This is a genomic window from Pseudomonas sp. HN8-3 (assembly GCF_020790195.1).
Lineage (GTDB): Bacteria > Pseudomonadota > Gammaproteobacteria > Pseudomonadales > Pseudomonadaceae > Aquipseudomonas > Aquipseudomonas synxantha_A.
Window position 1 is genome coordinate 1,409,848 of sequence record NZ_CP086206.1, and the last position, 18,852, is coordinate 1,428,699.

The 18,852-nt window shown below is 59.2% G+C and carries 34 protein-coding genes; 16 read left to right on the forward strand and 18 right to left on the reverse strand.

Annotated elements, in window-relative coordinates; genetic code table 11:
- Nucleotides 1-11 precede the first annotated feature (11 nt).
- The 9 genes from LJX92_RS06215 to LJX92_RS06255 form a co-directional block, all read right to left on the reverse strand.
- Nucleotides 12-1,115, reverse strand: coding sequence for a phage integrase Arm DNA-binding domain-containing protein (locus tag LJX92_RS06215; RefSeq protein ID WP_228309430.1), 1,104 nt, complete (start codon nucleotides 1,113-1,115; stop codon nucleotides 12-14).
- The gene (locus tag LJX92_RS06220) at nucleotides 1,096-1,338 is read right to left on the reverse strand and encodes an excisionase (protein ID WP_032877453.1); all 243 of its coding nucleotides are present in this window, start codon (nucleotides 1,336-1,338) and stop codon (nucleotides 1,096-1,098) included. Before LJX92_RS06220 ends, LJX92_RS06215 begins: the two co-directional genes overlap by 20 nt.
- On the reverse strand, nucleotides 1,335-1,562 hold the full coding sequence (locus tag LJX92_RS06225) for a hypothetical protein (RefSeq protein ID WP_228309431.1): 228 nt from the start codon (nucleotides 1,560-1,562) through the stop codon (nucleotides 1,335-1,337). Before LJX92_RS06225 ends, LJX92_RS06220 begins: the two co-directional genes overlap by 4 nt.
- Before the next feature lie 41 nt (nucleotides 1,563-1,603).
- A complete protein-coding gene (locus LJX92_RS06230) occupies nucleotides 1,604-2,035 on the reverse strand; it encodes a hypothetical protein (RefSeq protein WP_228309432.1) in 432 nt (143 codons plus the stop codon).
- Nucleotides 2,036-2,084: 49 nt separating this feature from the next.
- Entirely contained in the window at nucleotides 2,085-2,507 is a 423-nt protein-coding gene (locus LJX92_RS06235) for a hypothetical protein (protein ID WP_228309433.1), read from the reverse strand.
- A gap of 49 nt (nucleotides 2,508-2,556) precedes the next feature.
- Nucleotides 2,557-2,745 (reverse strand): hypothetical protein, encoded by a 189-nt coding sequence (locus LJX92_RS06240; protein ID WP_103734517.1) that lies wholly within the window; start codon nucleotides 2,743-2,745, stop codon nucleotides 2,557-2,559.
- Between the two features lie 50 nt (nucleotides 2,746-2,795).
- Nucleotides 2,796-3,152, reverse strand: a complete 357-nt coding sequence (locus LJX92_RS06245; RefSeq protein WP_228309434.1) for a DUF4406 domain-containing protein — start codon at nucleotides 3,150-3,152, stop codon at nucleotides 2,796-2,798.
- The gene (locus LJX92_RS06250; protein ID WP_050549412.1) at nucleotides 3,149-3,424 is read right to left on the reverse strand and encodes a hypothetical protein; all 276 of its coding nucleotides are present in this window, start codon (nucleotides 3,422-3,424) and stop codon (nucleotides 3,149-3,151) included. Before LJX92_RS06250 ends, LJX92_RS06245 begins: the two co-directional genes overlap by 4 nt.
- 253 nt (nucleotides 3,425-3,677) lie before the next feature.
- Nucleotides 3,678-5,654 (reverse strand): DNA cytosine methyltransferase, encoded by a 1,977-nt coding sequence (locus LJX92_RS06255; RefSeq protein WP_228309435.1) that lies wholly within the window; start codon nucleotides 5,652-5,654, stop codon nucleotides 3,678-3,680.
- Between the two features lie 57 nt (nucleotides 5,655-5,711).
- On the opposite strand from LJX92_RS06255, the gene LJX92_RS06260 reads away from it, so the two are divergent.
- A complete protein-coding gene (locus tag LJX92_RS06260; protein ID WP_228309436.1) occupies nucleotides 5,712-6,008 on the forward strand; it encodes a hypothetical protein in 297 nt (98 codons plus the stop codon).
- A 49-nt stretch (nucleotides 6,009-6,057) separates the two neighbouring features.
- Here the strand turns inward: LJX92_RS06260 and LJX92_RS06265 are convergent, their stop codons facing one another.
- The 8 genes from LJX92_RS06265 to LJX92_RS06300 all read right to left on the reverse strand — a co-directional run bounded on the left by LJX92_RS06265 (nucleotide 6,058) and on the right by LJX92_RS06300 (nucleotide 9,709).
- Nucleotides 6,058-6,873: a YfdQ family protein gene (locus LJX92_RS06265; protein WP_228309437.1), complete on the reverse strand. Its 816-nt coding sequence runs from the start codon at nucleotides 6,871-6,873 to the stop codon at nucleotides 6,058-6,060.
- 44 nt (nucleotides 6,874-6,917) lie between these two features.
- Nucleotides 6,918-7,265: a hypothetical protein gene (locus LJX92_RS06270; protein ID WP_169901831.1), complete on the reverse strand. Its 348-nt coding sequence runs from the start codon at nucleotides 7,263-7,265 to the stop codon at nucleotides 6,918-6,920.
- A 91-nt stretch (nucleotides 7,266-7,356) separates the two neighbouring features.
- Entirely contained in the window at nucleotides 7,357-7,671 is a 315-nt protein-coding gene (locus LJX92_RS06275) for a hypothetical protein (protein WP_047711389.1), read from the reverse strand.
- Nucleotides 7,668-8,030, reverse strand: coding sequence for a hypothetical protein (locus LJX92_RS06280; protein WP_228309438.1), 363 nt, complete (start codon nucleotides 8,028-8,030; stop codon nucleotides 7,668-7,670). The genes LJX92_RS06275 and LJX92_RS06280 overlap by 4 nt, the downstream gene beginning before the upstream one ends.
- 168 nt (nucleotides 8,031-8,198) lie before the next feature.
- Nucleotides 8,199-8,342: a hypothetical protein gene (locus LJX92_RS06285; RefSeq protein ID WP_228309439.1), complete on the reverse strand. Its 144-nt coding sequence runs from the start codon at nucleotides 8,340-8,342 to the stop codon at nucleotides 8,199-8,201.
- 297 nt (nucleotides 8,343-8,639) lie between these two features.
- Complete coding sequence (locus LJX92_RS06290; protein ID WP_200657519.1) at nucleotides 8,640-8,819, reverse strand: hypothetical protein; 180 nt, start codon at nucleotides 8,817-8,819, stop codon at nucleotides 8,640-8,642.
- Nucleotides 8,820-8,821: 2 nt separating this feature from the next.
- On the reverse strand, nucleotides 8,822-9,256 hold the full coding sequence (locus LJX92_RS06295) for a tellurite resistance TerB family protein (RefSeq protein WP_153871642.1): 435 nt from the start codon (nucleotides 9,254-9,256) through the stop codon (nucleotides 8,822-8,824).
- 69 nt (nucleotides 9,257-9,325) lie between these two features.
- Nucleotides 9,326-9,709: a LuxR C-terminal-related transcriptional regulator gene (locus tag LJX92_RS06300; protein ID WP_200657518.1), complete on the reverse strand. Its 384-nt coding sequence runs from the start codon at nucleotides 9,707-9,709 to the stop codon at nucleotides 9,326-9,328.
- A 426-nt stretch (nucleotides 9,710-10,135) separates the two neighbouring features.
- Here LJX92_RS06300 and LJX92_RS06305 point away from each other — a divergent pair, with 426 nt between their 5' ends.
- Nucleotides 10,136-10,453 carry a DUF1654 domain-containing protein gene (locus LJX92_RS06305; protein ID WP_228309440.1) on the forward strand — a complete coding sequence of 106 codons (318 nt, stop codon included), beginning with the start codon at nucleotides 10,136-10,138 and terminating at the stop codon, nucleotides 10,451-10,453.
- Between the two features lie 37 nt (nucleotides 10,454-10,490).
- Here the strand turns inward: LJX92_RS06305 and LJX92_RS06310 are convergent, their stop codons facing one another.
- On the reverse strand, nucleotides 10,491-11,318 hold the full coding sequence (locus LJX92_RS06310) for a S24 family peptidase (protein WP_228309441.1): 828 nt from the start codon (nucleotides 11,316-11,318) through the stop codon (nucleotides 10,491-10,493).
- Between the two features lie 90 nt (nucleotides 11,319-11,408).
- On the opposite strand from LJX92_RS06310, the gene LJX92_RS06315 reads away from it, so the two are divergent.
- The 14 genes from LJX92_RS06315 to LJX92_RS06380 all read left to right on the forward strand — a co-directional run bounded on the left by LJX92_RS06315 (nucleotide 11,409) and on the right by LJX92_RS06380 (nucleotide 18,790).
- Entirely contained in the window at nucleotides 11,409-11,615 is a 207-nt protein-coding gene (locus LJX92_RS06315) for a hypothetical protein (protein ID WP_032903584.1), read from the forward strand.
- A gap of 150 nt (nucleotides 11,616-11,765) precedes the next feature.
- Entirely contained in the window at nucleotides 11,766-12,509 is a 744-nt protein-coding gene (locus tag LJX92_RS06320; protein WP_228309442.1) for a phage antirepressor KilAC domain-containing protein, read from the forward strand.
- Nucleotides 12,510-12,520: 11 nt separating this feature from the next.
- Nucleotides 12,521-13,297: a helix-turn-helix domain-containing protein gene (locus LJX92_RS06325; RefSeq protein WP_228309896.1), complete on the forward strand. Its 777-nt coding sequence runs from the start codon at nucleotides 12,521-12,523 to the stop codon at nucleotides 13,295-13,297.
- On the forward strand, nucleotides 13,297-14,058 hold the full coding sequence (locus LJX92_RS06330; RefSeq protein WP_228309443.1) for a replication protein P: 762 nt from the start codon (nucleotides 13,297-13,299) through the stop codon (nucleotides 14,056-14,058). The genes LJX92_RS06325 and LJX92_RS06330 overlap by 1 nt, the downstream gene beginning before the upstream one ends.
- On the forward strand, nucleotides 14,030-14,326 hold the full coding sequence (locus LJX92_RS06335) for a DUF1364 domain-containing protein (RefSeq protein WP_228309444.1): 297 nt from the start codon (nucleotides 14,030-14,032) through the stop codon (nucleotides 14,324-14,326). Before LJX92_RS06330 ends, LJX92_RS06335 begins: the two co-directional genes overlap by 29 nt.
- The gene (locus tag LJX92_RS06340) at nucleotides 14,323-14,739 is read left to right on the forward strand and encodes a VRR-NUC domain-containing protein (RefSeq protein WP_228309445.1); all 417 of its coding nucleotides are present in this window, start codon (nucleotides 14,323-14,325) and stop codon (nucleotides 14,737-14,739) included. Before LJX92_RS06335 ends, LJX92_RS06340 begins: the two co-directional genes overlap by 4 nt.
- On the forward strand, nucleotides 14,736-16,019 hold the full coding sequence (locus LJX92_RS06345) for a tyrosine-type recombinase/integrase (RefSeq protein ID WP_228309446.1): 1,284 nt from the start codon (nucleotides 14,736-14,738) through the stop codon (nucleotides 16,017-16,019). Before LJX92_RS06340 ends, LJX92_RS06345 begins: the two co-directional genes overlap by 4 nt.
- Before the next feature lie 13 nt (nucleotides 16,020-16,032).
- Nucleotides 16,033-16,320, forward strand: coding sequence for a hypothetical protein (locus tag LJX92_RS06350; RefSeq protein ID WP_228309447.1), 288 nt, complete (start codon nucleotides 16,033-16,035; stop codon nucleotides 16,318-16,320).
- Nucleotides 16,317-16,634 (forward strand): hypothetical protein, encoded by a 318-nt coding sequence (locus tag LJX92_RS06355; protein ID WP_228309448.1) that lies wholly within the window; start codon nucleotides 16,317-16,319, stop codon nucleotides 16,632-16,634. Before LJX92_RS06350 ends, LJX92_RS06355 begins: the two co-directional genes overlap by 4 nt.
- Before the next feature lie 3 nt (nucleotides 16,635-16,637).
- On the forward strand, nucleotides 16,638-17,201 hold the full coding sequence (locus tag LJX92_RS06360; protein ID WP_228309449.1) for a hypothetical protein: 564 nt from the start codon (nucleotides 16,638-16,640) through the stop codon (nucleotides 17,199-17,201).
- 118 nt (nucleotides 17,202-17,319) lie between these two features.
- Nucleotides 17,320-17,691, forward strand: a complete 372-nt coding sequence (locus tag LJX92_RS06365) for a chemotaxis protein (protein WP_068966468.1) — start codon at nucleotides 17,320-17,322, stop codon at nucleotides 17,689-17,691.
- Entirely contained in the window at nucleotides 17,691-18,008 is a 318-nt protein-coding gene (locus LJX92_RS06370) for a hypothetical protein (protein ID WP_228309450.1), read from the forward strand. The genes LJX92_RS06365 and LJX92_RS06370 overlap by 1 nt, the downstream gene beginning before the upstream one ends.
- Nucleotides 18,009-18,068: 60 nt before the next feature.
- Nucleotides 18,069-18,425 (forward strand): hypothetical protein, encoded by a 357-nt coding sequence (locus LJX92_RS06375; RefSeq protein WP_228309451.1) that lies wholly within the window; start codon nucleotides 18,069-18,071, stop codon nucleotides 18,423-18,425.
- Complete coding sequence (locus LJX92_RS06380; protein WP_228309452.1) at nucleotides 18,416-18,790, forward strand: HNH endonuclease signature motif containing protein; 375 nt, start codon at nucleotides 18,416-18,418, stop codon at nucleotides 18,788-18,790. The genes LJX92_RS06375 and LJX92_RS06380 overlap by 10 nt, the downstream gene beginning before the upstream one ends.
- Nucleotides 18,791-18,852 lie beyond the last annotated feature (62 nt).

Sequence of the window (18,852 nt, forward strand, 5' to 3'; positions counted from 1 at the left end):
GCTGTGAAATCTCAGGCCACGTCGATCCACTCTGCGCCTCGACTGTCGCGGTACAGATCCGTCATTGAGGCGGAACGGTGGCCTAGCAGTTTCTGGGCGTCGCGGCCTTCTACTTCGTGAAGTCGTGCGGCAAGTGATCGCTGCTCGTGAAAGGACGGTGGCTGGCGCCCAAAACTTATACCCAACTTCGCCGCGGCCTTGTCGCGCGCTTCGGCAAATGCAGAGCTCAGCGTGTCCAGCACCAATGGCTGGCCAGCCTTTGCGCGGCCCGAAGCTTGTGCATGGTGCACCAGGTGTTGTGACAGAACGCGGTCGCGGCATTGCTTAATTACGGAGGACAGATCCAGGCCGACCGACTCGAGGCAAAGCGCGGTGCTGATCCGCAGCCTGGCCCCGGTCTTGGACTGAACGACATGAAGGAAGCCGTCGTGCACGTCCTTGAAAAGCATCGATGCTATATCGTCCCGGCGCTGGCCAGTCAGCACCGCCAGCTCCATTGCCCTGCGAAGCCAAGGTTTCGTGGCTTCCTCGTAGATCGCCAGCCACAGTTCCAGCGTCAGCCGTTCGCGCTTGATGCTCACCCGCGCAGCCTTGGTCACCTCGACCGGGTTGGCGTCTGCCCACCCTCGCGCCTGAGCCTCGGCGAACACGTCTCGCAACAGCGAGCGCATCGCCCTGGCCATCTGCGCCTTGCCCCCTTTGGCCATCCCCGTCAGGTAATCGGCCACATCCATGGTCGTTATGTCCTTAATCCCCTTCGATCCGAACACAGCTGCCAGCCGGTTTATCCGCATCCCCACATTTTTGTTGCTGCTGGCGGACAGCTTTCGTTCAGCGAAAAGCTCTCGGTACTCTTCCAGCCATTCCGAGAACAATTTGCCAGGCGCTGGCGCCGGCGTGCTGATGCGCTGTGCAAGCGTTGGCTTGATGGCGTCTGCATGGTTGGCGGCGACGGCCTCAAGGATCGCCGCCTCCTTGTCCCTGCCCAGGCCGAATACGCGACCACTGATTGGGTCGCGGTAGGTGTAATAAGTGACGCCGTTGCGGGCGTCGGTCTTGCGGTAGAGATTGGGCGGAAGATCCTTTGATCCGGTGTTACGCGGCCTGGGCGCCATTGCGTGCTCTCTCTATTCTGCTGACCAGGCTCCCGCCGACGATCCGTGCGGGCTGTTGATCAGGTTCTTGGTAGTGGGCGTCGGACTCTACATAATAGTTGCGCCCGTGTTTGACCGGTACCGGCGCGATTCGGCCCTCTCGGGCCCATTTGCGCAGGGTGTTGGGGCTTGGAGGCGTCTTGAACTCGGCCGCCGCCCATTCATCCAGGGTGACTTTGCTCATGGGTTACTCCCGCTGCCCGCCGTGGGCCGCGCTGTCTTGATGATTTGAATTGCCAGGCCGAAGCTGATCAGCAGCCAGGCGCATGTGCCGGCGAAGGCGTAGAGCAGTGCCTCGGTGGTGCCGGTGTCCAGCAGGTCGAGCCCGAGCCAGCCGAACCAGCCGATGGTTCCTGCCAGGTACAGCAAAGCGCCCAGCAGTATCAGGGTGAGTTTCATAGCGAACATGGGGTGTCCTTGCCGCGCTGGGCGGCAGAAGGTGGGCTGGGTTATTCGTCGTCGTAGTCAGGATCTTCATCATCGCCATGGCTGACGCTGATGGGCAGTTTGCCAAGGCGATCCATTGCCAGGACGAGCCCGATGCGCAAGCCCTTGGCCATATCTTTTGTCAGGGTGATGTCGACTGGATCATCGGTGCCCAGGGAAAGGGTCGTGCCTTCTTTGGATTTGTCCGTAATGATCTGCAGTTGATCGGTCTGCCGTTTGTGCCAGGCAAGCAGCGCTTCGATCATTTCGCCGACATCCTGCGGGGCGCCCACTGAGCCCTCCAGCGCGCCTTTGACGAGTTTCTCCAGCTCCGATTTTTCATCTTCGGCGCGCTCGAGCTGGTCGTCGGCTGCAAACGGCCCGCCCACCATCGACCAACTGCTGGCGAATACCTGGGCTTGTTCCATGATGGCTTTGACAGTTTTCTCAGACATGGGAATACCTCGCCCGCCGCTCACCGGCAGGCATGTAGGGGGATTGGGGTTAGGCTTTTGCGGTGTGGAAGCCGCGAATGGTTAAGGTTTCGTCAACCTCCTTCACGACTTTGTACTGAAGGCTCAAAGACCACTGGGTGGCCAGGTTAAAATAGTCCCAGTACCGAACAACCCACCCGACCATCTCTTTGTGCCGTGGGCCAGCGGTTGTTCCGTAAATTCCACAGGCGCCCAGGTAGGCCACGAACTCATCAATGTTTGTGTACGGGAGAATGTCGTGGTCTTCGATATCAAGCATTCGATCGAACAGTTCTGCCATCGCGATCAGGTTTTCCCGGAAGTATTGGCAGGTTATGAAGTGCTTTTTGTAGAGAGCCCAAACCTTGAGCGTGATGCCGCCGGCCTGGAATGCGGGGTAGGCTTCATCGTCTAGTTTCAGGTTGTCTGGATCAAAAGCGATCTTGATGATCATGGCCTCGGCCCCTTGTAGATGAAGACGTAGTCGAACCAGAGGGTGGCGATCATGGCGTCACCTTGATATCGACATCGTCGTGAATCCATTCGATATCGAGTAGGTCATCGTCGTCGATCTGCATTTCCCGATGGTCATTGCTTGTCAGCAGCTCCTCCACTTCATCGTCATCGACGTTCTCAATGACCTTTCGGAAGTTCACGACTGCCTTGCCGGTGAGCACGACTGTTCTTTTCATGGGCGACTTCGTCCTTGCCGCTATAGCGGCTGACTTTGAAGGGGGAGGGGTTACAGAGAGGGGTTGAGGCGGGTTACTTCGTCGATGAACTGTCGAGCAGCAGCCTCAATCGTTACCAGATCATGGGCATCCACAACGGTCATGCCGAGCTTCTCGGCGATCAGGACTTCCAGCTTTGCGCCCTTTGAATTCTCCCAGCCGGGCAGGGTGGCCACGGTGTCGCAGTCCATCAGGGCGGCAATGTCGCGGCGCATACAGTCGGTCCAGGTGCCGCCGTCAGGGTTGATCTCTGCGGGGTTGGTGACTGTGTGGCCGCTGGCGCGAAGGCTGGCAGTCATGCTGTGGAAGGTGGGGAAGTTCAGCCCGGGCAAGCCGCTCATGGGGCCGCTGAGGTAGATGCGCTTCATGCGACCTCCTTGTCATGACCTGGGCAGCCGCCACCGGAAAAATCGAATCCTTCACACGGCGGACCGAAAGGAAGCACCTCTTTGCCTTGGGCCAGCGCTTCGAGCAGATGATCCTTCGCCTCGTCGGCGGTGCACTCACGCCCATCCACGCGGAACATGCCCTTGAGCTGGCGCTTGCTGAAGTCGCGGATTGCGCCGCGCACGCTCAGGTGAATGTGAAAGGTACGGCCGTGCGGTCCGAAGGGATCAGACGGTTTGTTTTCTGTAGGCATGGGGAGTCCTTGCCGGGCCATGCCCGGGTGGTGGAGTAGGGGGGATAAGGTGTCGTGTAAGGATCAAAAGTTATCCACAGGGGTGTGCGCTGAGCAACTTCTTAATACCCTTTAAGATGTGGCTTCAGATATCTGGAGCGCTACCGCATGAAACAACTCATCGCTGACCTGATGTACCAAGTGCTGATTGATCTGCTGAGCCAGATGCTGATGCGTCTCGCCGAGTGGATGGCGGTCGTGCCGTGGCTGTGAGTTATGCGGCGCGCGCCTGGCGCTCTTCGGTGCGCCATGGGTCATTGGCCCGCGCCAGGGCAGCCATCGGCGGCGGGCTAACGCTGTTGCCGCACATATGCACCTGCTGGGTGATGGTGAAGGGCTTTCCGTCGGCGCCGTGGGTGATGATGTAGTCGGCTGGGAATCCTTGGGCCTTGTACAACTCAGCCGGCTTGAGCATCCGCAGGCAGATGTCAACGATCACGTAGGGCGTGCCCTGCACCATCACAGTGACCAGGGCGAGCCGGTCCTTGGTAGTGATGGTGGGTGCCGGCGCATCGCAAGCGCTAACGTTCTCGGTGCCGTAGTAGCTGATCAGGAAGGCTGCAACGCGCAGCGCACCAGCTTCATGCTCAGGCGACAGGGTGAGCGATACCAGGGAGCTCTTGCCGCCACCGCCGGCGGTAATGGTCGGTGCCGGATCTTCCAGGCCCTGGCCAATACTGCCGCCGAATGCCCGCTCCATGAATGCGCTGATCAGGCCGTGGTGCTGGCCCCCGGCGCTGACGGTGTGCAGTGGGTCGTTAACGTCCCGTGCATCGCAGTTGCCGCGCAAGTGCACCAGGTTCACCGTTGCCAACTGCTGCTGGCTGCCGGTGTTGGTCACCGTAGTCATTGGATCGCGAATATCTTTGGCGTGCACGGTGTTGAAACCGCCGTTGGCCTGGATCATCACCGCCGCGCTGACGGACTGGCCGCCGCCGCTCGCAGTGACGGTGCCCACCGGGCCGCAGATATCGTTTACCCCGTGGGAGCGGCGTTTGTTTGCGCCTGAGCCTTCGCCGTGGCCGGCCTGGACGATGCAGGCTGATGTAACCGCGCGGTGACTGCGGGTCATGAGCGTACCGATTGGCTGATCTGCAGATACCGGGTGACCGGCGTATACAGGCCCACCAGCACCGACCACTACCGGACTGACCACCGAGAAGGCGCCGCCTTTTGGGTAGGATGTGATCGTGCGCAATGGCTCGCCAGAGGACTGCACCGACTCACCCGACCAGTTCGCAATCGGCACGATGAAGGGCGCCGGGTTGTCGATGACAAACTTCTTCATGCCCTTGGCGACGCGGCGAAGCGTGGCCTCGGCCAAGTCTTTTTTGCGCCCGAAGATGCTTTTGCCCAGGTCACTGAAGTCGATGCAGTCAGCGGCTGTTTTCCACTTTTGCTGGCCTTTGGCCGGGTTCTTTGCGTGAGTTGGCTCAGGCCACACAATCGGCTGGCCGTCGCACCGAGCGATCATAAACAGGCGCTCCCGGCTGGTCGGCGCGCCGAAGTCGCACGCCCTGATCACCTTCCACTCTACGACGTAGCCCATGCCTTCCAGCAGGGCCACAAAGCGGCGCCAGGTACGGCCATGTTGCTTTGGGTCAGGTACAAGGAACTGATTAGATACCGGCACTTGTTCGCCCGGCGCTGCCACGCGGTTGATGGTCTTTCCCTTCTTGGTCGGGTGCGGTACCTGGTCCAGCGTCACCACGCGGCCTGTGGCCTTGTCGCGCTTGGCGATCAACCGGCCCCATTGCAGGATCTGCTTCACGTTCTCCAGGCTGATCACCCGGGGCCGCTTCATGCCTGCCCACTTGAGGCCGATCCACGAAAGGTTGCGGATCTCGCGCTTGCGCGGCTGGCCGCCGGCCGCCTGGCTGTGGTGCGTGCAGTCCGGCGACATGTGGAACCAGCCCACGGCCTTGCCGCCGCATTCAGTGTCCGGATCACCCTCGAACACGTCGGTGGTGAAGTGCCGGGCGCCCGGGTGATTCACGGTGTGCATGCTGATCGCCTGAGGGCTGTGGTTCTTCGCCACGTTCACCGCGCGGCCCAGGCCCATTTCCAGGCCGGTACCCGCACCGCCGCCGCCACAGAAGAAGTCGACAACGATCTCATCGTCCTGAGGGTTGAAGCCGAGTCCGTATTGGGTTTTGAAATCGAAGGGGTGTTTCTTCTGTTGTGCGGACATAGGGGATCCTCGCCGGCTGGCGTGATTCGTTAATATGGGGTATTACGGGTGACCGGCATGGAGCCGGATCAAGGAGAGAAAATTATGATTCAGCGGTCAACCGCGTTTGAGCAATGGGCGCCACGGCAGGGTGATAAGCTCATTGAGTACGGCCATGAGAACGGCTGTTTTTCAGAGATCCGCTTGCGTAGAACTCACAACGGCCTGATAGGCCTCATGTTCATTGGCGTCTATCGCGAAGACGGGAAGTTGATCACCGAGCAAATTCACGATATTTCCGACGAGACTGATGAGCAGGCTTCGGAGGTGGCGATGGCTGAAGCCCGTCGCTGGGCACTGAATACGCGACGTTGAGCTGTATCTATGCAGAAAGTAGAAAGGCCGGTCTCCCGGCCTTTGTTTTTTATTTTGGATCGAACGCCCCAAGCGACAAGACGGCGGCCTCGCCGATTTTTTCCTGCAGCACGGATTTAAACTCCTGCGCGATGTCTTCGCGTTGGACCTCTTCGCCAACCCAGCGAAGTTTAAGCACGGGCACTGCGCCACTGGTGATGACAGACAGGCGCAGCGTGATGACTTGCTCGGTCAGACCTTCGAACGGGATTGTGCTGAACTGTAGGGACACCGGCAGGGTTTCCTTGCTGCGCGCCTCGATTTGATCCATGGCGCTGCGGCTGGCGCTGGTCTCGCCCACGGTGGTTTCCGATTCGCTCGACGCCTTGATGGTGATCGTGCGCACGGCGGCAATGGCCTTGGCCACCGGGATAGCGTTGCCTGCCTCGTCTACTGGGGTGAGGTACTGGTGCCAATCTTCGATCCAGTCGCTGAGGTCTTTCTGGCTGATGCCGCGCCCGCCGATATGCTGGGCGGCAGTGTAGCCGGCGGTTGGCTTCAGCTTGAGGACGGCGCGGTCATCGGCGTGGCCGGGTTCGCCAGTGCTGCCCAGGTTGAACAGCAGGACACAGCTCATTGCGTCTTGGTCGATGAAGCCGCGCGCGCCTGGTTCTGCGCGTTCCACCACGTAGGTGCTGAAGTCTGCCAGCGAATGGGTGCTGTAGGTTCCACGGAAGCGGCTACGGCCGGCCTGGAATTTCTCCAAGTCAATGACCCGCGAGCTTTCCGGCAGCACCACGGTAGGAACCAGTGTTTCCAGCTTCTTGCCGTTGGCTTCCAGCGCCGTATCGGTGATCAGCTGAATTGCATCTTTGGTAAGTGACATCGCTTAATTCCTTGGATTGCGGAGGGGTGGTGTGGCGGGGAGAGTCAAGTGCGCTTTGGGATCGGCGCGTCTTCGCGAGTGAAGAGCTGGTCGTGCTTTTCAGCAAAGAGGGTCACGCGCCCGCCGGTGCCGACGTGCATTGGCGTTTCAAGGCTGGTGTTCTCGTTCATCTCCCCGTACTTGGTGGGAATTTTGTAGGCGAGTTTATGTTTGATCTTCACTTGGCTTGATTGGCCGATCTGGCTGATGTCCAGGGTGATGACCAGCTTCCCTGCTTTGCCGTGGTCAACAACCCCCGCAGCTACTTCGGAAAGGGCGTGGCCGATTTGGCTGGCGAATGCGCCGCCGTTGAGTTCTTCCAGAAACTCGGCTGTATCGGTTGCTGTGGGCATGGCTGTTTCTCCGGGATGGCCAAGAGGCCGCTGGGTGGTAGGCTGAATTGCGATTGGCGAAGGCGTTGTCGCACCTGGTTGTTGATCCGCCTCATGGGGTGTCGGCGAACTTGAAGCCGTTCTCCTGGGCGATCAGCGTCACGCGCTTGATGTGCATACCCAGGTTCTTCGCTGCCACGCTGGCCACGACGCCCTTTGCTGCTTCGGCGCGTACGGAAGGTGCGAGCTTGTCGCGTTCTTTGCGCAGGCGTTCGTGGTGTGCCGTGGTGCCGTTGAAAGGACCATCGACGCCAACACCGTTCGGGATGACCTGAGCTGTCTTGCCTGAACCGAAGAAGGCGTCCAGCTGCTGGTTCAGCTCGTCGATGATCGAGCGCCGCGGGTCGGGCATTGGTTCGCCGATCATGGCTGCGCACCGTAATAGGCGAACAACACCAGCAGCGCCGAGAAGCCGGCCGTCCAGCGCGCCATTCGCCATCCGAAGCGCTTCGACGTGGCCGTGACTGCGCTGAAAAAGTCAGCGTTGCGCTCGAGCTGATCGGCGTACTGGCAAGCACCGTCGTGGCCGGTACGTGCACCGCGGGAAACGCCTGTGGAGCGCTCCACCACATCGAACAGGTTCTTGCCGAGCGGCACCACGTTGAAGCGCGGCACCTTCACTGGCTGTTCGCGACCGATCTTCATGTACATCTCCGAAGTGGAAAGCGAAACACGTTCCCGCAGGGCCTGCAGAACGGCTTGGCTTTGTTGGATGGCTGGGTTCATGCCGACTCCTTGGTTGTGGTTGCGTTTATTCGTCAGCACCCTGACCGCCTGGTATGTGCCGGTGGGCCCAGGGGAGGGTGCTGACGGATAAAGGCGCGCGCAAAAGAAAGGCCCGTTGGACGTTCGGGCCATTCTCGGATGCAGTAGTTTGAGTTTTGGGCGGGACCGTTAGCGCCAGAACGCCGCGACCCCGGTGGTACATCGCCAGGCCTCGCGGTGGTGGCGCACTTGATCGCCTGGCACGCTTGAAAGCACTCGAGGTTCTGGCCTCTCGAAACTCAGCGTGGCACCGATCAGGATTAGTAGGAGCATGGTGTTCTCCAGTGGGTGTTTGATGCAGGTGGCCGCATAGCGGTATTGGTCGTCCGCATCCCGCTGCCCACTCAGTGAATGGGCAGAAGTGATGCCTACCGCTTCGCGCTCAAAAGCCTGGTCACTAGCCAGCCAATTAGGCAAAGCGCGCCGATGACCAGTAACACCGCAAAAGCACCCCAGAAGGGCATGGTCACGTACCACCACGACCAATCGATGTAACCCGTGAGTTTGAGTCCAACGAATAGGATGCCCAGCAGGCCGAGAAGACCTACGCCGCCGCTGGTGCTGGATGAGCTACTTTTTGTTGTCACAGTTTTTCTCCTTGCCAGCCATCAGAACTATCAGCAGAAGTGCAACCAGGATCAGGTCGCCAACCATTGAGAGGATGCGGCTTGCCGAGTCGACGAAGACGACGCCGCCGGCTAGCCCGTAGGCTGCCAGCGAGCGCACTTTATTGCTGAGTCTGCCCAGCATGGTTACAGGTGGTCTTTCAGGTTCAGGCCGAGCAGCTTGGCGCTGCGCTCCAGGGCAGTCAGCTCGGCGGGTTCGATCTCGCCGTCGGCCTCGGCCACCGTCAACATGACGTTGAGGACGGTCAGCGCTTCGGCTGGGGAGTGGGCCAGGTCGCCCAGTTCTTTCTCAGCGTTCTGGCGCAGGATGCGAGCCCCCGACTTGAAGTCGGTCTTGGCGCGGTCGATCGTGTTGGAGAGCTCGGCGCCGAAGCCCTGGAGCGCCGGGTTATTGCTGAGGATGGTTTCAATCTTCGACAGTTCGCTCTCTTCCAGCTCGCCGTCGGCGGCCGCAACGTAGATCGAGCCGTACACCACCGCCTCCATCAGGTCGCGGTTAGCCAGCTTGGCGACTGCTGCGCGGGCCTGGCCGGATTTCTTGCCGAACAATTTGCCTAACATGGTGATTCCTCTGGGTTGGGTTACATCCCGCTGCACCCTGTCGCCAAGGTGCACAAGTGATGCTTTGGTTTATGCGGTGAGGCTTGGCCGTTCCGCCTGACGAAGCACTCGAACCTGGGCGGTTCGGCGCTCGGGTGCCCGGCGATCACGCCGCATGGCGTCATCACCGATCATTGCGTGAATGGCGATCAAGGCCGCCAAGGTGAAGCACATCGGCGAGATGATCTGACGTCGCATAGCCTCGGCCACAGCGGCTGTCTGCCGGGTAACGCCGAGCTTGAACATGGCGCAGGAGAGACGCTTGGCCACGGTGCACGCGGCTACGTCGAACTGGCGTGCAATCTCTTTTGCTGTCTTGCCCTGGGCAGTGCCGAGCAGGTACTGAACTTCCTTTGGCGCCAGGCCGCGTCCGAGATGACCCTTCCATGCGCCGCTGACGATTGTTGCTTCCATCAATGTGACTCCCGGTTGGTTTCCGAAAGCGCCCGATACAGGCGCTGACGTGAAATCTTCTGGTGTCGCTTGCCGGCTTCCCGCTACTGGCGTCAGTCGCCGGCTCATTCAAGCTGTTCCTCCAGCCGCGGTTTATCCCGCTGGATAACTGTTTTGGCGCTTTACGCTGCACACCCGGGTCAGTTGCCAACCCTCTGAACCGTTGAGGCCGGTTCATCGCTGCCTTCCATCTGGCCGGTTGTTATCCGGCGATGGAGTTAATTTAGAAAACTAAACAGAATTCGTCAACAGTTATTTTAGATATCTTAACTATCGTGACGATGAGGTACGCTCGAACGGTTTGCACGTCAAGACTTACGCGACTAGAGAAGTTCGGATAGTCTGCTCTCAGTCCTGTATGGATATACAGCAATTAAGGAGCAGCCCATGGCGAGCCCGCAGAAGAAAATTCAACAGCAAGCGCCCATGTCAGGAGTTGAGCGCCTGACGCTCAGAGTTTCCAGCATGATCAACAACCCCATCGCTCAGGAACGAAAGTGGGCAACCATCCATAGGCTTGATAGCGATGGAGAGCGTGAGTGGGAGGAGGTTATGGGCGTGCTGGCCGACGTAGACGGTATTGAGATGACTTTCAACGACGAAGATGAGTCGGTCACTTTGAGCTGGGAAGCTGCGGCTGACGAAGACCCTCGGGTCCAGAATCACGATGAGTTAGATTCGGTTGAAGAGCCTGCGCCTTTCTGAGCAGCATAAAAAAGCCCGCTAGGTGGCGGGCTTTTGGTCATGCCTTTCGGGCATTCCAGATCAAGAGCACCTTAGCGTGGATTGTTACGTCGTCAATTCGAGCCGTTTGGTTTTCATAGTGTTTGTTGTCGGATATCAGCCGATAGCACTCTTCATCCAGGCGCATTACACGTTTGATGTACAGTTCTCCATGCCAAGTGAGAACGTATATCCCCTCACCGATGAAATCCTTTACGCCCTTGTCGACTATCACCAAGTCTTTGTCGTTGATGGTTCCTTCCATGCTTTGGCCCCATCCGTTAATCATGCCTAGCGATGACGCGGAGGTGTAAGTGACCCCTTTCTCGCGCAGAATTTCCTCTCGCACCACCAGGTTTCGTACGACCTCGGTGTAGTCGGGTGGTACCTGGCCGTGCCCCATAGCGGCTCGGATATCGTATTGAGGAATGACAATTTCTTCATTGGTTGGTCGAAGGCTAGCTAGATGACTAGGGACGTAACTCCCGCCGTGCTCGACTGGGCTATCTGCTTGCTCCGCTGCCGCGAGCATCGTCTCCCGAGCTTTTTCTGAAAGATTCTTTCCAGCCCTCGACGCGAGCATTTTAGCCATCAACTCAACCGTGGACATGCCGGCCTTGGTGTCATCGGTAAATGCCTGATCCGGTGTACCGACGCCGTCGGACAACCAGTCAGGCGAGCAATCCAAAGCCTTTGCCAGCGCCAAAAGGTTTTTGCCCTTCGCGCCATTCGTCCCGCTCACCCAGAAACTGACCGTCGCCTTCGATACGCCAGTCAGTTTGCTGATGTCGGTGGCGCTGAGATTGAGCGCCTTCATGCGTGAGGTCACGCGGTCTTTAAAGTCCATATTTAGGATTCTAAACATTTCACTGTTTAGATAACTTGCCTTGTGTTGTTAAGAACTCTAAACTCGCCAGAGACAACGGAGACGCACCCCATGACCTTTGACGAAGCCCTGAAATATTTCCGCACCGGTCGCGCCATCGGTGACGCGCTCCGCGTTAGCGGTAGCCGCGTCTCCCAGTGCCGCGCAGCAGGTGGATTTTCGTACCCGATGCAGTGCGTTCTTGAAAAGGAGTCCGACGGTGCACTGGTTGCCAAGCGAGACGATGACCCAGCCCAGCCAATGAAACAGTCCGCTTAAGCGTTCGATGTGGCCATTTTCCGCTGAAGCGGATAGGGCGAATAGAGATTCTGGATCAGCTGTTAATTCATACAGTGACCAAATCGCAGACATAAAAAAACCGCCTGGCAGGGCGGTCCTTTCAACAGCAATAAAACTTGTGGGGCCATTATGAACACCAATACCGCTCCAGGCAATACCCCCCATGTCGCGACACTTTTTCGGCATGAACAAAAAGTGTCTCGACACACGATGTCTTCGCGCGAAATCGCCGAGCTGACCGGCAGCACGCACGACAACGTGCTTAAAACCGTCCGGGCCTTGGTTGCAAAGGGTGTCGTTTCTTCAAACGACACCCCCTATATCCACCCGCAGAACGGTCAGGTCTATCGGGAGTTCCTGCTTTCCCAGCGCGACACTCTGGTGGTGGTCTCCGGCTACAACGTCGAACTGCGCGCGCGGATCATTGATCGCTGGCAGGAGCTGGAGGCGAGGGCGGATCAGTTCCAAATTCCGGAGACCTACGCAGAGGCACTTCAGGCGGCCGCCGACCAAGCCAAGGAAAACCAATCTCTTCGACTGGTTATTCTGGATCAGGCACCGAAGGTCGCTGCCATCAAGCGCCTGGCATCGGCCTGCGGCGCGATCTGCATTAGCGATGCCGCCAAACAACTTCAGGTTCCTCCGTCCCGGCTGTTCCTGTGGCTGGAGAAGAACCGGTGGATCTTCCACCGTGGTGGTTCCAAACGTTGGACCGCCTACCAGCCGCGCATCACCTCCGGCTATCTGGTCCACAAGGTCACGGCGCTGAAGAGCGACCCCGAGACCGGCGAGGATCGTGCAGCCTTCCAACCTCTTGTGACACCCAAAGGCCTGGCCTATTTGGCTGAAAAGAATATCGGAGCTTCGCTGTGAGCGTTCAAGCAATGTCATGGGCGCTCTCTTTGCCCGTTCAAACCCTCAAAGACTCCAGCGCTCGGCATGTGCTGCTGTGCCTGGCCAACTATGCCGGCTCCAACGGTGCCGGCGCCTTTCCATCTGCTTCCACCCTGGCCCAAGACACAGGACTATCCGAGCGTACCGTACGTTACAAGCTGGACGATCTGGAGAAGTCCGGGCTGATCCAGAAGGGCAATCAGGCTATCGCGGCTGTGCATATCGATCGTCATGACCGCCGCCCAGTCGTTTACGACCTTCAGATATCGCGGGGTGCAAATCCTGCACCCCGTACAAAACGGGGTGCAGATGACGCAACGGGGTGCAACCCACAACAGAACGGGGTGCAGCCTGGAACAGAACGGGGTGCAGCAGCTGCACCCAATACATCACTTAACCATCAAGTAACCGAAGAGCAGCTGCAGCAGCGCGAGATCGATTCCGCTGTAGCCGACCAAGACCGGGCAGCCCTCGAATCGCAAGACGACCGCCAACGCTTCGCCATGTTCGCTACCTGGGCTCCGAAAGAGAAAGCGCTGTCGGATCAGATTGCAATCGCCGGGCTGCCTGCCGATGCGGTTCCCGATGCGGCGATCCGGGCGTTCATGGGGTTCTTCGTCGCCAAGCCAGCAACCATCGACACCTCCGCCGGCTGGTGCTACCGGCTGGTTCAGTGGGTCAAGCGCGAACGCGTGAAAGCTTCGGGGCAGGGCAAGGCTCCTGACTTCGATGACACCAGCTGGGCGAACGATCTGGGGGATATGTGATGGAAATCAAGAAGCCACGCAGCACCGAACAGCTGCTCAGCACTATGGGCAATCTTCCGCCGGTAACGCTGGTTCAGCCGAAGCAGTTGCCGCCGGGTACCGCCGACGTCGTGAACGCGCTGTTCAAAGAATTGCAGGCGATTTTCCCGGCCTGGAAACAGGCTTGGCCTGATGCTGAATCGCTGAATGCCGCCAAGCGCAGCTGGATCAAGGCGTTCATCGTTGCAGGGATCACGACTCTTGAGCAGATCAGGTACGGCCTGCAGAACTGCCGGCAGATCGGCGGAGACTTCGCGCCAAGCGTCGGCAAGTTCATCAAGTGGTGCCAGCCGACACCCGAGATGCTGGGCATTCCTTCCCACGACAAGGCGTTCCGTGAGGCGCTCGAAAACTCCCACCCAAGCCGTTTTGGTGCGCGCACCTGGTCTCACCCGGCGGTCCGTCACGCTGCTTTGCAGTGCGAACTGCATAACCTCGGCGAATTGATCCCGGAGAAGGCCAGCAAGGTGTTTGACCGGGCTTACGACATAACAATTCGCCGCTTGGTGCAGGGGCTTCCGCTTGAAGAAATCGCCGTGGGCATTGGTTATGACGGCAACAAGTCGGCCGCCGAGCTGGCTTCGGAGCTCACCGAGCGAGTTGCATCTGCTCAGGTCGCGCGAATGGGGATCACAACTGATGGCCCGGCCGCTCGCCAGGAGTTGCTGGCAAGATTTGGTATCGGGAGGCGCGATGAGCAAGCTCACCAACGCCGCGCGTGATCGCGATTGCCAGGTCCGTTTCCCGGGCTGCTCCTGCGAGCCCTCCACCACGGTCCTGGCGCACTACCGCCTGAGCGGTACATGCGGTATGGGCATGAAGCCGAACGACTTCCAGGCCGCCTGGGCCTGCGGCTACTGCCACGACATCGCCGACGGCCGCCTGCGCGCACCGGTGCAGTTGAGCCGTGATGAGGTCCGCCTCTACTTGGCCGAGGGCGTCATGCGTACCCAGGACATCCTGATCCGTGAAGGGAAGGTGAAACTTTGAAGCCGTTCATCGCGAAGCCAGTGCGCGCCAAGTCCATCGACCGGGAGGGCCTGGAACAGGCCGCCCTGATCAAGGAAATAAGCCTGCGCTACCCGGTAGCCGCGAAGCTGATCTACCACGTCCCGAACGGTGGGCACCGCCACAAGCTGGTGGCGGTCAAGCTGAAAGAGCAGGGCGTGAAGGCTGGCGTTCCAGACCTGGTGCTGCCGATGGCCCGCGGCGGTTATTTCGGCCTGTACATCGAATTCAAGGCCACGGCACCGCACGACGCCGCTGTTTCCCCGGCCCAGGACGCTTACCTTCAGGCGCTGACGGATCAGGGTTACCTGGCCATCGTCTGTCGCGGGCACTTCGACGCCATTGAGGCAATCAGGGCCTACCTCCTTCAACCTCAAACCAGGGCTGCCGCATGACTCAACCCAAGACATTAACCGTGACTCTCTCTGATGCCGAGATTCGCCGCCATGCGGCCAGCGAGGTGCGCGACCTTCGGGACGCCCGCCAACCTGCGTTCAGGTTTCGCTACAAGAAGGACCGCACCAAAGGGTCTTGGTACCTGGTCGTGGGTAGCGCGTGGAAAAAGATCGCGAATTTCCCCGACCTGAACACTAAACAAATGCTAGCGGCCCTGCCGGCGGTGCGTGCTCGCTTGATCACCGAGCCTGAGGCAGGCACGGCGATAGGCACGTGGGCGACGGTCGGTCAGCTGCTTGAATGGTTCGACGATCGCATGGGCCGTGACCGTAACCTGTCCTCCAAGCGCAAAACCACTGCGCGATCGGTAATGAGCAAGCATCTTCGCCCGCGCCTTGGCGACCTCCTGCTGTCCGGCGTGAACAAGTCCGAGATCGACCAGCGATTGATGTGGCCCCTGCAGGCTGAGCTTTCTCTTGAATACTTGCGCCTGATCTTTCGGCTGCTGGTGTTGGCGTTTCGCCAGGCGGCGCGTCTCGGGCTGATCCAGACGAACCCAATGAATGCGATCCGGTTCAGCGATTTCTCCAAAACAAAAATCAAGCCCAAGGCGGCGCGTCTGCGTGACGTCCAGGTGGAGGAGGTACTGACCGGTCTGGCGATCAAGTTCAACTCGGCTCCGGCTGACGCAATGTTGGCGTTGATGATGCTGTGCCATGGCTCACGCGCCGGAGAGACGCGGATGGCTGAATGGTCGGACTTCAGTTTCGAAGAGCGCCAGTGGCATATCCCGGCGGAGCACACCAAGACCAGGTGCCAGTTGACCCTTCCTCTTACCCCTCAGGTATGTGCGTTGCTGAAGCGATATCACGCGGCTCAGGCGGAGACTGGTTACCAGGGCAAGTACCTATTCCCTTCCCGTGGTGGCAAGCCACTGACCGACAGCCAGGCATGTGCCGTGTTTACCCGATTGGCAGGAGGCGAGTGGACAAGCCATGACCTGCGCAAGGTTGCCAGAACAGGCTGGGTGGATCTGGGTGTGGACTTCCTTATTGGTGAGCTGCTGCTGAACCACGCGATGGGTCACAACGTGCAGGCATACATCCACACGTGGGTAGAGGCAGGCAAGCGAGAGGCGCTGGAGAAGTGGCACGAATGGTTAGACGGGCGCGGGTTTGGTGCGATCCACACCATTGCAGAGCCATTATACGAAGTTTCCCATATTCCGGCAGAGGCTACGGTTTGCGTGGTCTCCAGCCAAATCAACGACAAACCATAGGCGAGGTTTAAAAATGGCGAATCAGGTACGTTTTACCCCGCTTCCAGAGCTGGTCAGGCTGGCCAAGGTCGCGAAAGAGGGCGGTTGCGATGTCACTGAAATCATTGGCGACAGGTGTTCGATGTACTCTGCTCAAGGCGCGCTGATCGACTTTTATGAGGCTGCCACGCCCATTGCGTTTCTGGCCTTAGTGACAATGAGTCGCGGACATATGGAGGAGACACATCGAGCCCATGCCCGCTGTGCCCAACTTGAGGCAGAACTCTCTGATCTTCGGTCTCGGATGCTGGAGGCCAAATGAAGAAGTCCCACGGCCCAGCATTCCGCGCCGCCCAACTCGACCTGGCAAAGTGCCCGGCATGCCGTGGCAAGGCAGTGATCACCGGCGTATTCCATGAGTTGGCCTGCGTGCAGTGCAACGCCTCGGGCTGGGTCACCGCTGAAACCGGCGAGGCACTGCCGCTGGAGGTGCTGGTAACGCAGCTGAGCATTCGGCTCCAGGCCGCCGAGCACCAGATCGCGCAACTCAACTGCTTCAAGCCTTCCGGTGCTGAAGCGCAATACAACGAGAACAACCGCCGTGGCCCTGGTGCCACCAACTTCACAGGGGATTGAGCCATGGCTATGTATAAGGACGTGATGGGCACCCTGGTGCGGGTGCTGGCAGCAGACAACATCGACAACAGCACCAAGCAATCATGGCAGAAGCTGATTGACGCCGATCTGCGCCAGGGCGGCACGGGTAGCACGCTGTCGGTCCGGGACAAGTTCGATTACGACTGCTGCCTATATGCGTTGCTGCACCGTCAACTCGAACCGGCCCAGTGGGATGTTCTGGTTGCCAAGTACTCAACACACAAGGCCAACAAGGTCGGAGCCATCGGCAGGCTGGTGGCTCGTATGGTGTCACCGGCGCCTCGACTGTTCATCTATAAGGCTTTGACGGCATGGGCCATCCCGAAGCTCAAGGGCGTGCAGGTTGGCAAGCGCTCCACCGACATGATCGTGTTGCCCGCCGAGTTCTACGACATGAATACTTGGGATCTGGCCGGCTCGCCGGAGCGCACGCGCCGCAACTGGCGAGGCGGAATCCACAAGCGTTTGGAGAAGCTCGAAGAGCAGGCTGTGATCCATGCGACCGAGATATTCGACAGAGAGCAAATCTTTGTTGATGCCGCTTGACCTGTTGGCCGACTGGCCGTAAATTAACCCCATCATGTCGATCTTGCGCGTTATGAGAGACGACCAAAAATTCTGAGCCCCGCCACTGTGCGGGGCTTTTTCGTTTCTGGAGTATCGGATGGATCCTACTGACCTCGGCCCGGGCACAGCTACCTGGCTGGGCGGTAGTGCCACTGTCGTGCTTGGTGGCTTGCTCTGGCTTCGCAAGTTCTTGTCGAAGGATGCAACCGATCGCGCGATGGACAACGCCGATATCGGCACCCTGCGTCGGCTCAATGAGCTACTCAACCAAGAACGCGCCGCCCGCAAAGAAGCCGAGTCCCGTGCTGATCAATTCGCGAAAGAGCGGAACGATCTGGCCGCAGCCGTTGGCAGGATGGAAGGCAAGATCGAAGCCCTGACCAGTCAGGTCGGGCAACTCACCGAGCGCGTCACCCTGCAGAGTGAAGAGATCACCCGCCTGCGCACCAAGCTCGGAGGTATCGCGTAATGGACAGATGCGCATTGGAGTTCATCGCACGGCGTTGGTGGAGGCGGACTGAGGTCTGGGCTATTGCCTTGCTGCTGGTAGGTGGTGGTGCTGTCCTTGGCTACCAGGCTGCTTACTGGGCACTCGCCGATAAGCAGAGCAATCAGATCACTGATATCCGAAAGGCCTACGACACGGCAATGGAAGAGCGTGACAGGCGTCTGGAAGAGCTGACCCGTAAGACTGGCACCGCTGCCGACAAGGCCACAAAGGCTGCAACCACTGCCGCCCAGGCAGCAGACAAGGCAGATGAAGCGCTCAATCGGGTAGGTCAGTGATGGCTTGCAGTGGATGCGCCGCCAGGCGCGAATGGTTCAACAAGATGACGAGGCTGGCACATGAGCGAGCAGTTAAATTATTCAGATCAAATCCAGAAGATGAATCCGAGCGCGGGCGAGCTTCTGATAGTGACGGCCCCGTCTCGGCTGACCTTGGAGCAACGCCAGAAGATGGCGGACAACCTGGCCCCATTGGCTGACCGCCTGGGTGTGCAGTTGCTTGTACTCGATGGCGGCTTCACTGCCCAGCTTCAGCCTAGTGCCAGCGAGCTACTGAGCGAGCAGAAGAAGCAGACAGCGATCCTTGAGCGGATGGAGAGACAGCAAGGCCTGTTGATCCAGGCCCTGGCCGAGGATCAGGGTGAAGATCATGACGCGCCGCCTTCCACCTACATGGATGGAACCCCGTGCCGCTGAGACCGCAGAAGCCTTGCAATGCCCAGGGCTGCAACACCCTGACCCGTAACGCTCGGTACTGTGATGATCACGCTCACCTACTCAAGAGCTCGACCTGGGCCAAGCCCCGAGAGAGCAGCACCAAGCGCCACTACAACTATAAGTGGCAGCAGGCCCGGGCTGGTTGGCTGGCCAAGCATCCGCTGTGCAGATGCTGCGAGCAGGCAGGCAAGGTGGTCGCGGCGACGGATGTTGATCACATCATCCCGCATAAAGGTGACATGACCCTGTTCTGGGATCGGGGCAACTGGCAAAGCCTCTGCGGCCCGTGCCACTCCAGCAAAACGGCCTCCGAGGATGGTGGTTTCGGCAATTCTCGGCGCTGAAAACAGAAAATCGACCAAAAATCAGTGAAAAACGATCAAATGAGAATGATTCTCGCCGAAAG

Bases quoted from the DNA above. Each gene is read 5' to 3' on its own strand.
- LJX92_RS06215 (WP_228309430.1), bottom strand. From the start codon at position 1,115: ATGGCGCCCAGGCCGCGTAACACCGGATCAAAGGATCTTCCGCCCAAT.
- LJX92_RS06220 (WP_032877453.1), bottom strand. From the start codon at position 1,338: ATGAGCAAAGTCACCCTGGATGAATGGGCGGCGGCCGAGTTCAAGACG.
- LJX92_RS06225 (WP_228309431.1), bottom strand. From the start codon at position 1,562: ATGTTCGCTATGAAACTCACCCTGATACTGCTGGGCGCTTTGCTGTAC.
- LJX92_RS06230 (WP_228309432.1), bottom strand. From the start codon at position 2,035: ATGTCTGAGAAAACTGTCAAAGCCATCATGGAACAAGCCCAGGTATTC.
- LJX92_RS06235 (WP_228309433.1), bottom strand. From the start codon at position 2,507: ATGATCATCAAGATCGCTTTTGATCCAGACAACCTGAAACTAGACGAT.
- LJX92_RS06240 (WP_103734517.1), bottom strand. From the start codon at position 2,745: ATGAAAAGAACAGTCGTGCTCACCGGCAAGGCAGTCGTGAACTTCCGA.
- LJX92_RS06245 (WP_228309434.1), bottom strand. From the start codon at position 3,152: ATGAAGCGCATCTACCTCAGCGGCCCCATGAGCGGCTTGCCCGGGCTG.
- LJX92_RS06250 (WP_050549412.1), bottom strand. From the start codon at position 3,424: ATGCCTACAGAAAACAAACCGTCTGATCCCTTCGGACCGCACGGCCGT.
- LJX92_RS06255 (WP_228309435.1), bottom strand. From the start codon at position 5,654: ATGTCCGCACAACAGAAGAAACACCCCTTCGATTTCAAAACCCAATAC.
- LJX92_RS06260 (WP_228309436.1), top strand. From the start codon at position 5,712: ATGGAGCCGGATCAAGGAGAGAAAATTATGATTCAGCGGTCAACCGCG.
- LJX92_RS06265 (WP_228309437.1), bottom strand. From the start codon at position 6,873: ATGTCACTTACCAAAGATGCAATTCAGCTGATCACCGATACGGCGCTG.
- LJX92_RS06270 (WP_169901831.1), bottom strand. From the start codon at position 7,265: ATGCCCACAGCAACCGATACAGCCGAGTTTCTGGAAGAACTCAACGGC.
- LJX92_RS06275 (WP_047711389.1), bottom strand. From the start codon at position 7,671: ATGATCGGCGAACCAATGCCCGACCCGCGGCGCTCGATCATCGACGAG.
- LJX92_RS06280 (WP_228309438.1), bottom strand. From the start codon at position 8,030: ATGAACCCAGCCATCCAACAAAGCCAAGCCGTTCTGCAGGCCCTGCGG.
- LJX92_RS06285 (WP_228309439.1), bottom strand. From the start codon at position 8,342: ATGCTCCTACTAATCCTGATCGGTGCCACGCTGAGTTTCGAGAGGCCA.
- LJX92_RS06290 (WP_200657519.1), bottom strand. From the start codon at position 8,819: ATGCTGGGCAGACTCAGCAATAAAGTGCGCTCGCTGGCAGCCTACGGG.
- LJX92_RS06295 (WP_153871642.1), bottom strand. From the start codon at position 9,256: ATGTTAGGCAAATTGTTCGGCAAGAAATCCGGCCAGGCCCGCGCAGCA.
- LJX92_RS06300 (WP_200657518.1), bottom strand. From the start codon at position 9,709: ATGGAAGCAACAATCGTCAGCGGCGCATGGAAGGGTCATCTCGGACGC.
- LJX92_RS06305 (WP_228309440.1), top strand. From the start codon at position 10,136: ATGGCGAGCCCGCAGAAGAAAATTCAACAGCAAGCGCCCATGTCAGGA.
- LJX92_RS06310 (WP_228309441.1), bottom strand. From the start codon at position 11,318: ATGGACTTTAAAGACCGCGTGACCTCACGCATGAAGGCGCTCAATCTC.
- LJX92_RS06315 (WP_032903584.1), top strand. From the start codon at position 11,409: ATGACCTTTGACGAAGCCCTGAAATATTTCCGCACCGGTCGCGCCATC.
- LJX92_RS06320 (WP_228309442.1), top strand. From the start codon at position 11,766: ATGAACACCAATACCGCTCCAGGCAATACCCCCCATGTCGCGACACTT.
- LJX92_RS06325 (WP_228309896.1), top strand. From the start codon at position 12,521: ATGTCATGGGCGCTCTCTTTGCCCGTTCAAACCCTCAAAGACTCCAGC.
- LJX92_RS06330 (WP_228309443.1), top strand. From the start codon at position 13,297: ATGGAAATCAAGAAGCCACGCAGCACCGAACAGCTGCTCAGCACTATG.
- LJX92_RS06335 (WP_228309444.1), top strand. From the start codon at position 14,030: ATGAGCAAGCTCACCAACGCCGCGCGTGATCGCGATTGCCAGGTCCGT.
- LJX92_RS06345 (WP_228309446.1), top strand. From the start codon at position 14,736: ATGACTCAACCCAAGACATTAACCGTGACTCTCTCTGATGCCGAGATT.
- LJX92_RS06350 (WP_228309447.1), top strand. From the start codon at position 16,033: ATGGCGAATCAGGTACGTTTTACCCCGCTTCCAGAGCTGGTCAGGCTG.
- LJX92_RS06355 (WP_228309448.1), top strand. From the start codon at position 16,317: ATGAAGAAGTCCCACGGCCCAGCATTCCGCGCCGCCCAACTCGACCTG.
- LJX92_RS06360 (WP_228309449.1), top strand. From the start codon at position 16,638: ATGGCTATGTATAAGGACGTGATGGGCACCCTGGTGCGGGTGCTGGCA.
- LJX92_RS06365 (WP_068966468.1), top strand. From the start codon at position 17,320: ATGGATCCTACTGACCTCGGCCCGGGCACAGCTACCTGGCTGGGCGGT.
- LJX92_RS06370 (WP_228309450.1), top strand. From the start codon at position 17,691: ATGGACAGATGCGCATTGGAGTTCATCGCACGGCGTTGGTGGAGGCGG.
- LJX92_RS06375 (WP_228309451.1), top strand. From the start codon at position 18,069: ATGAGCGAGCAGTTAAATTATTCAGATCAAATCCAGAAGATGAATCCG.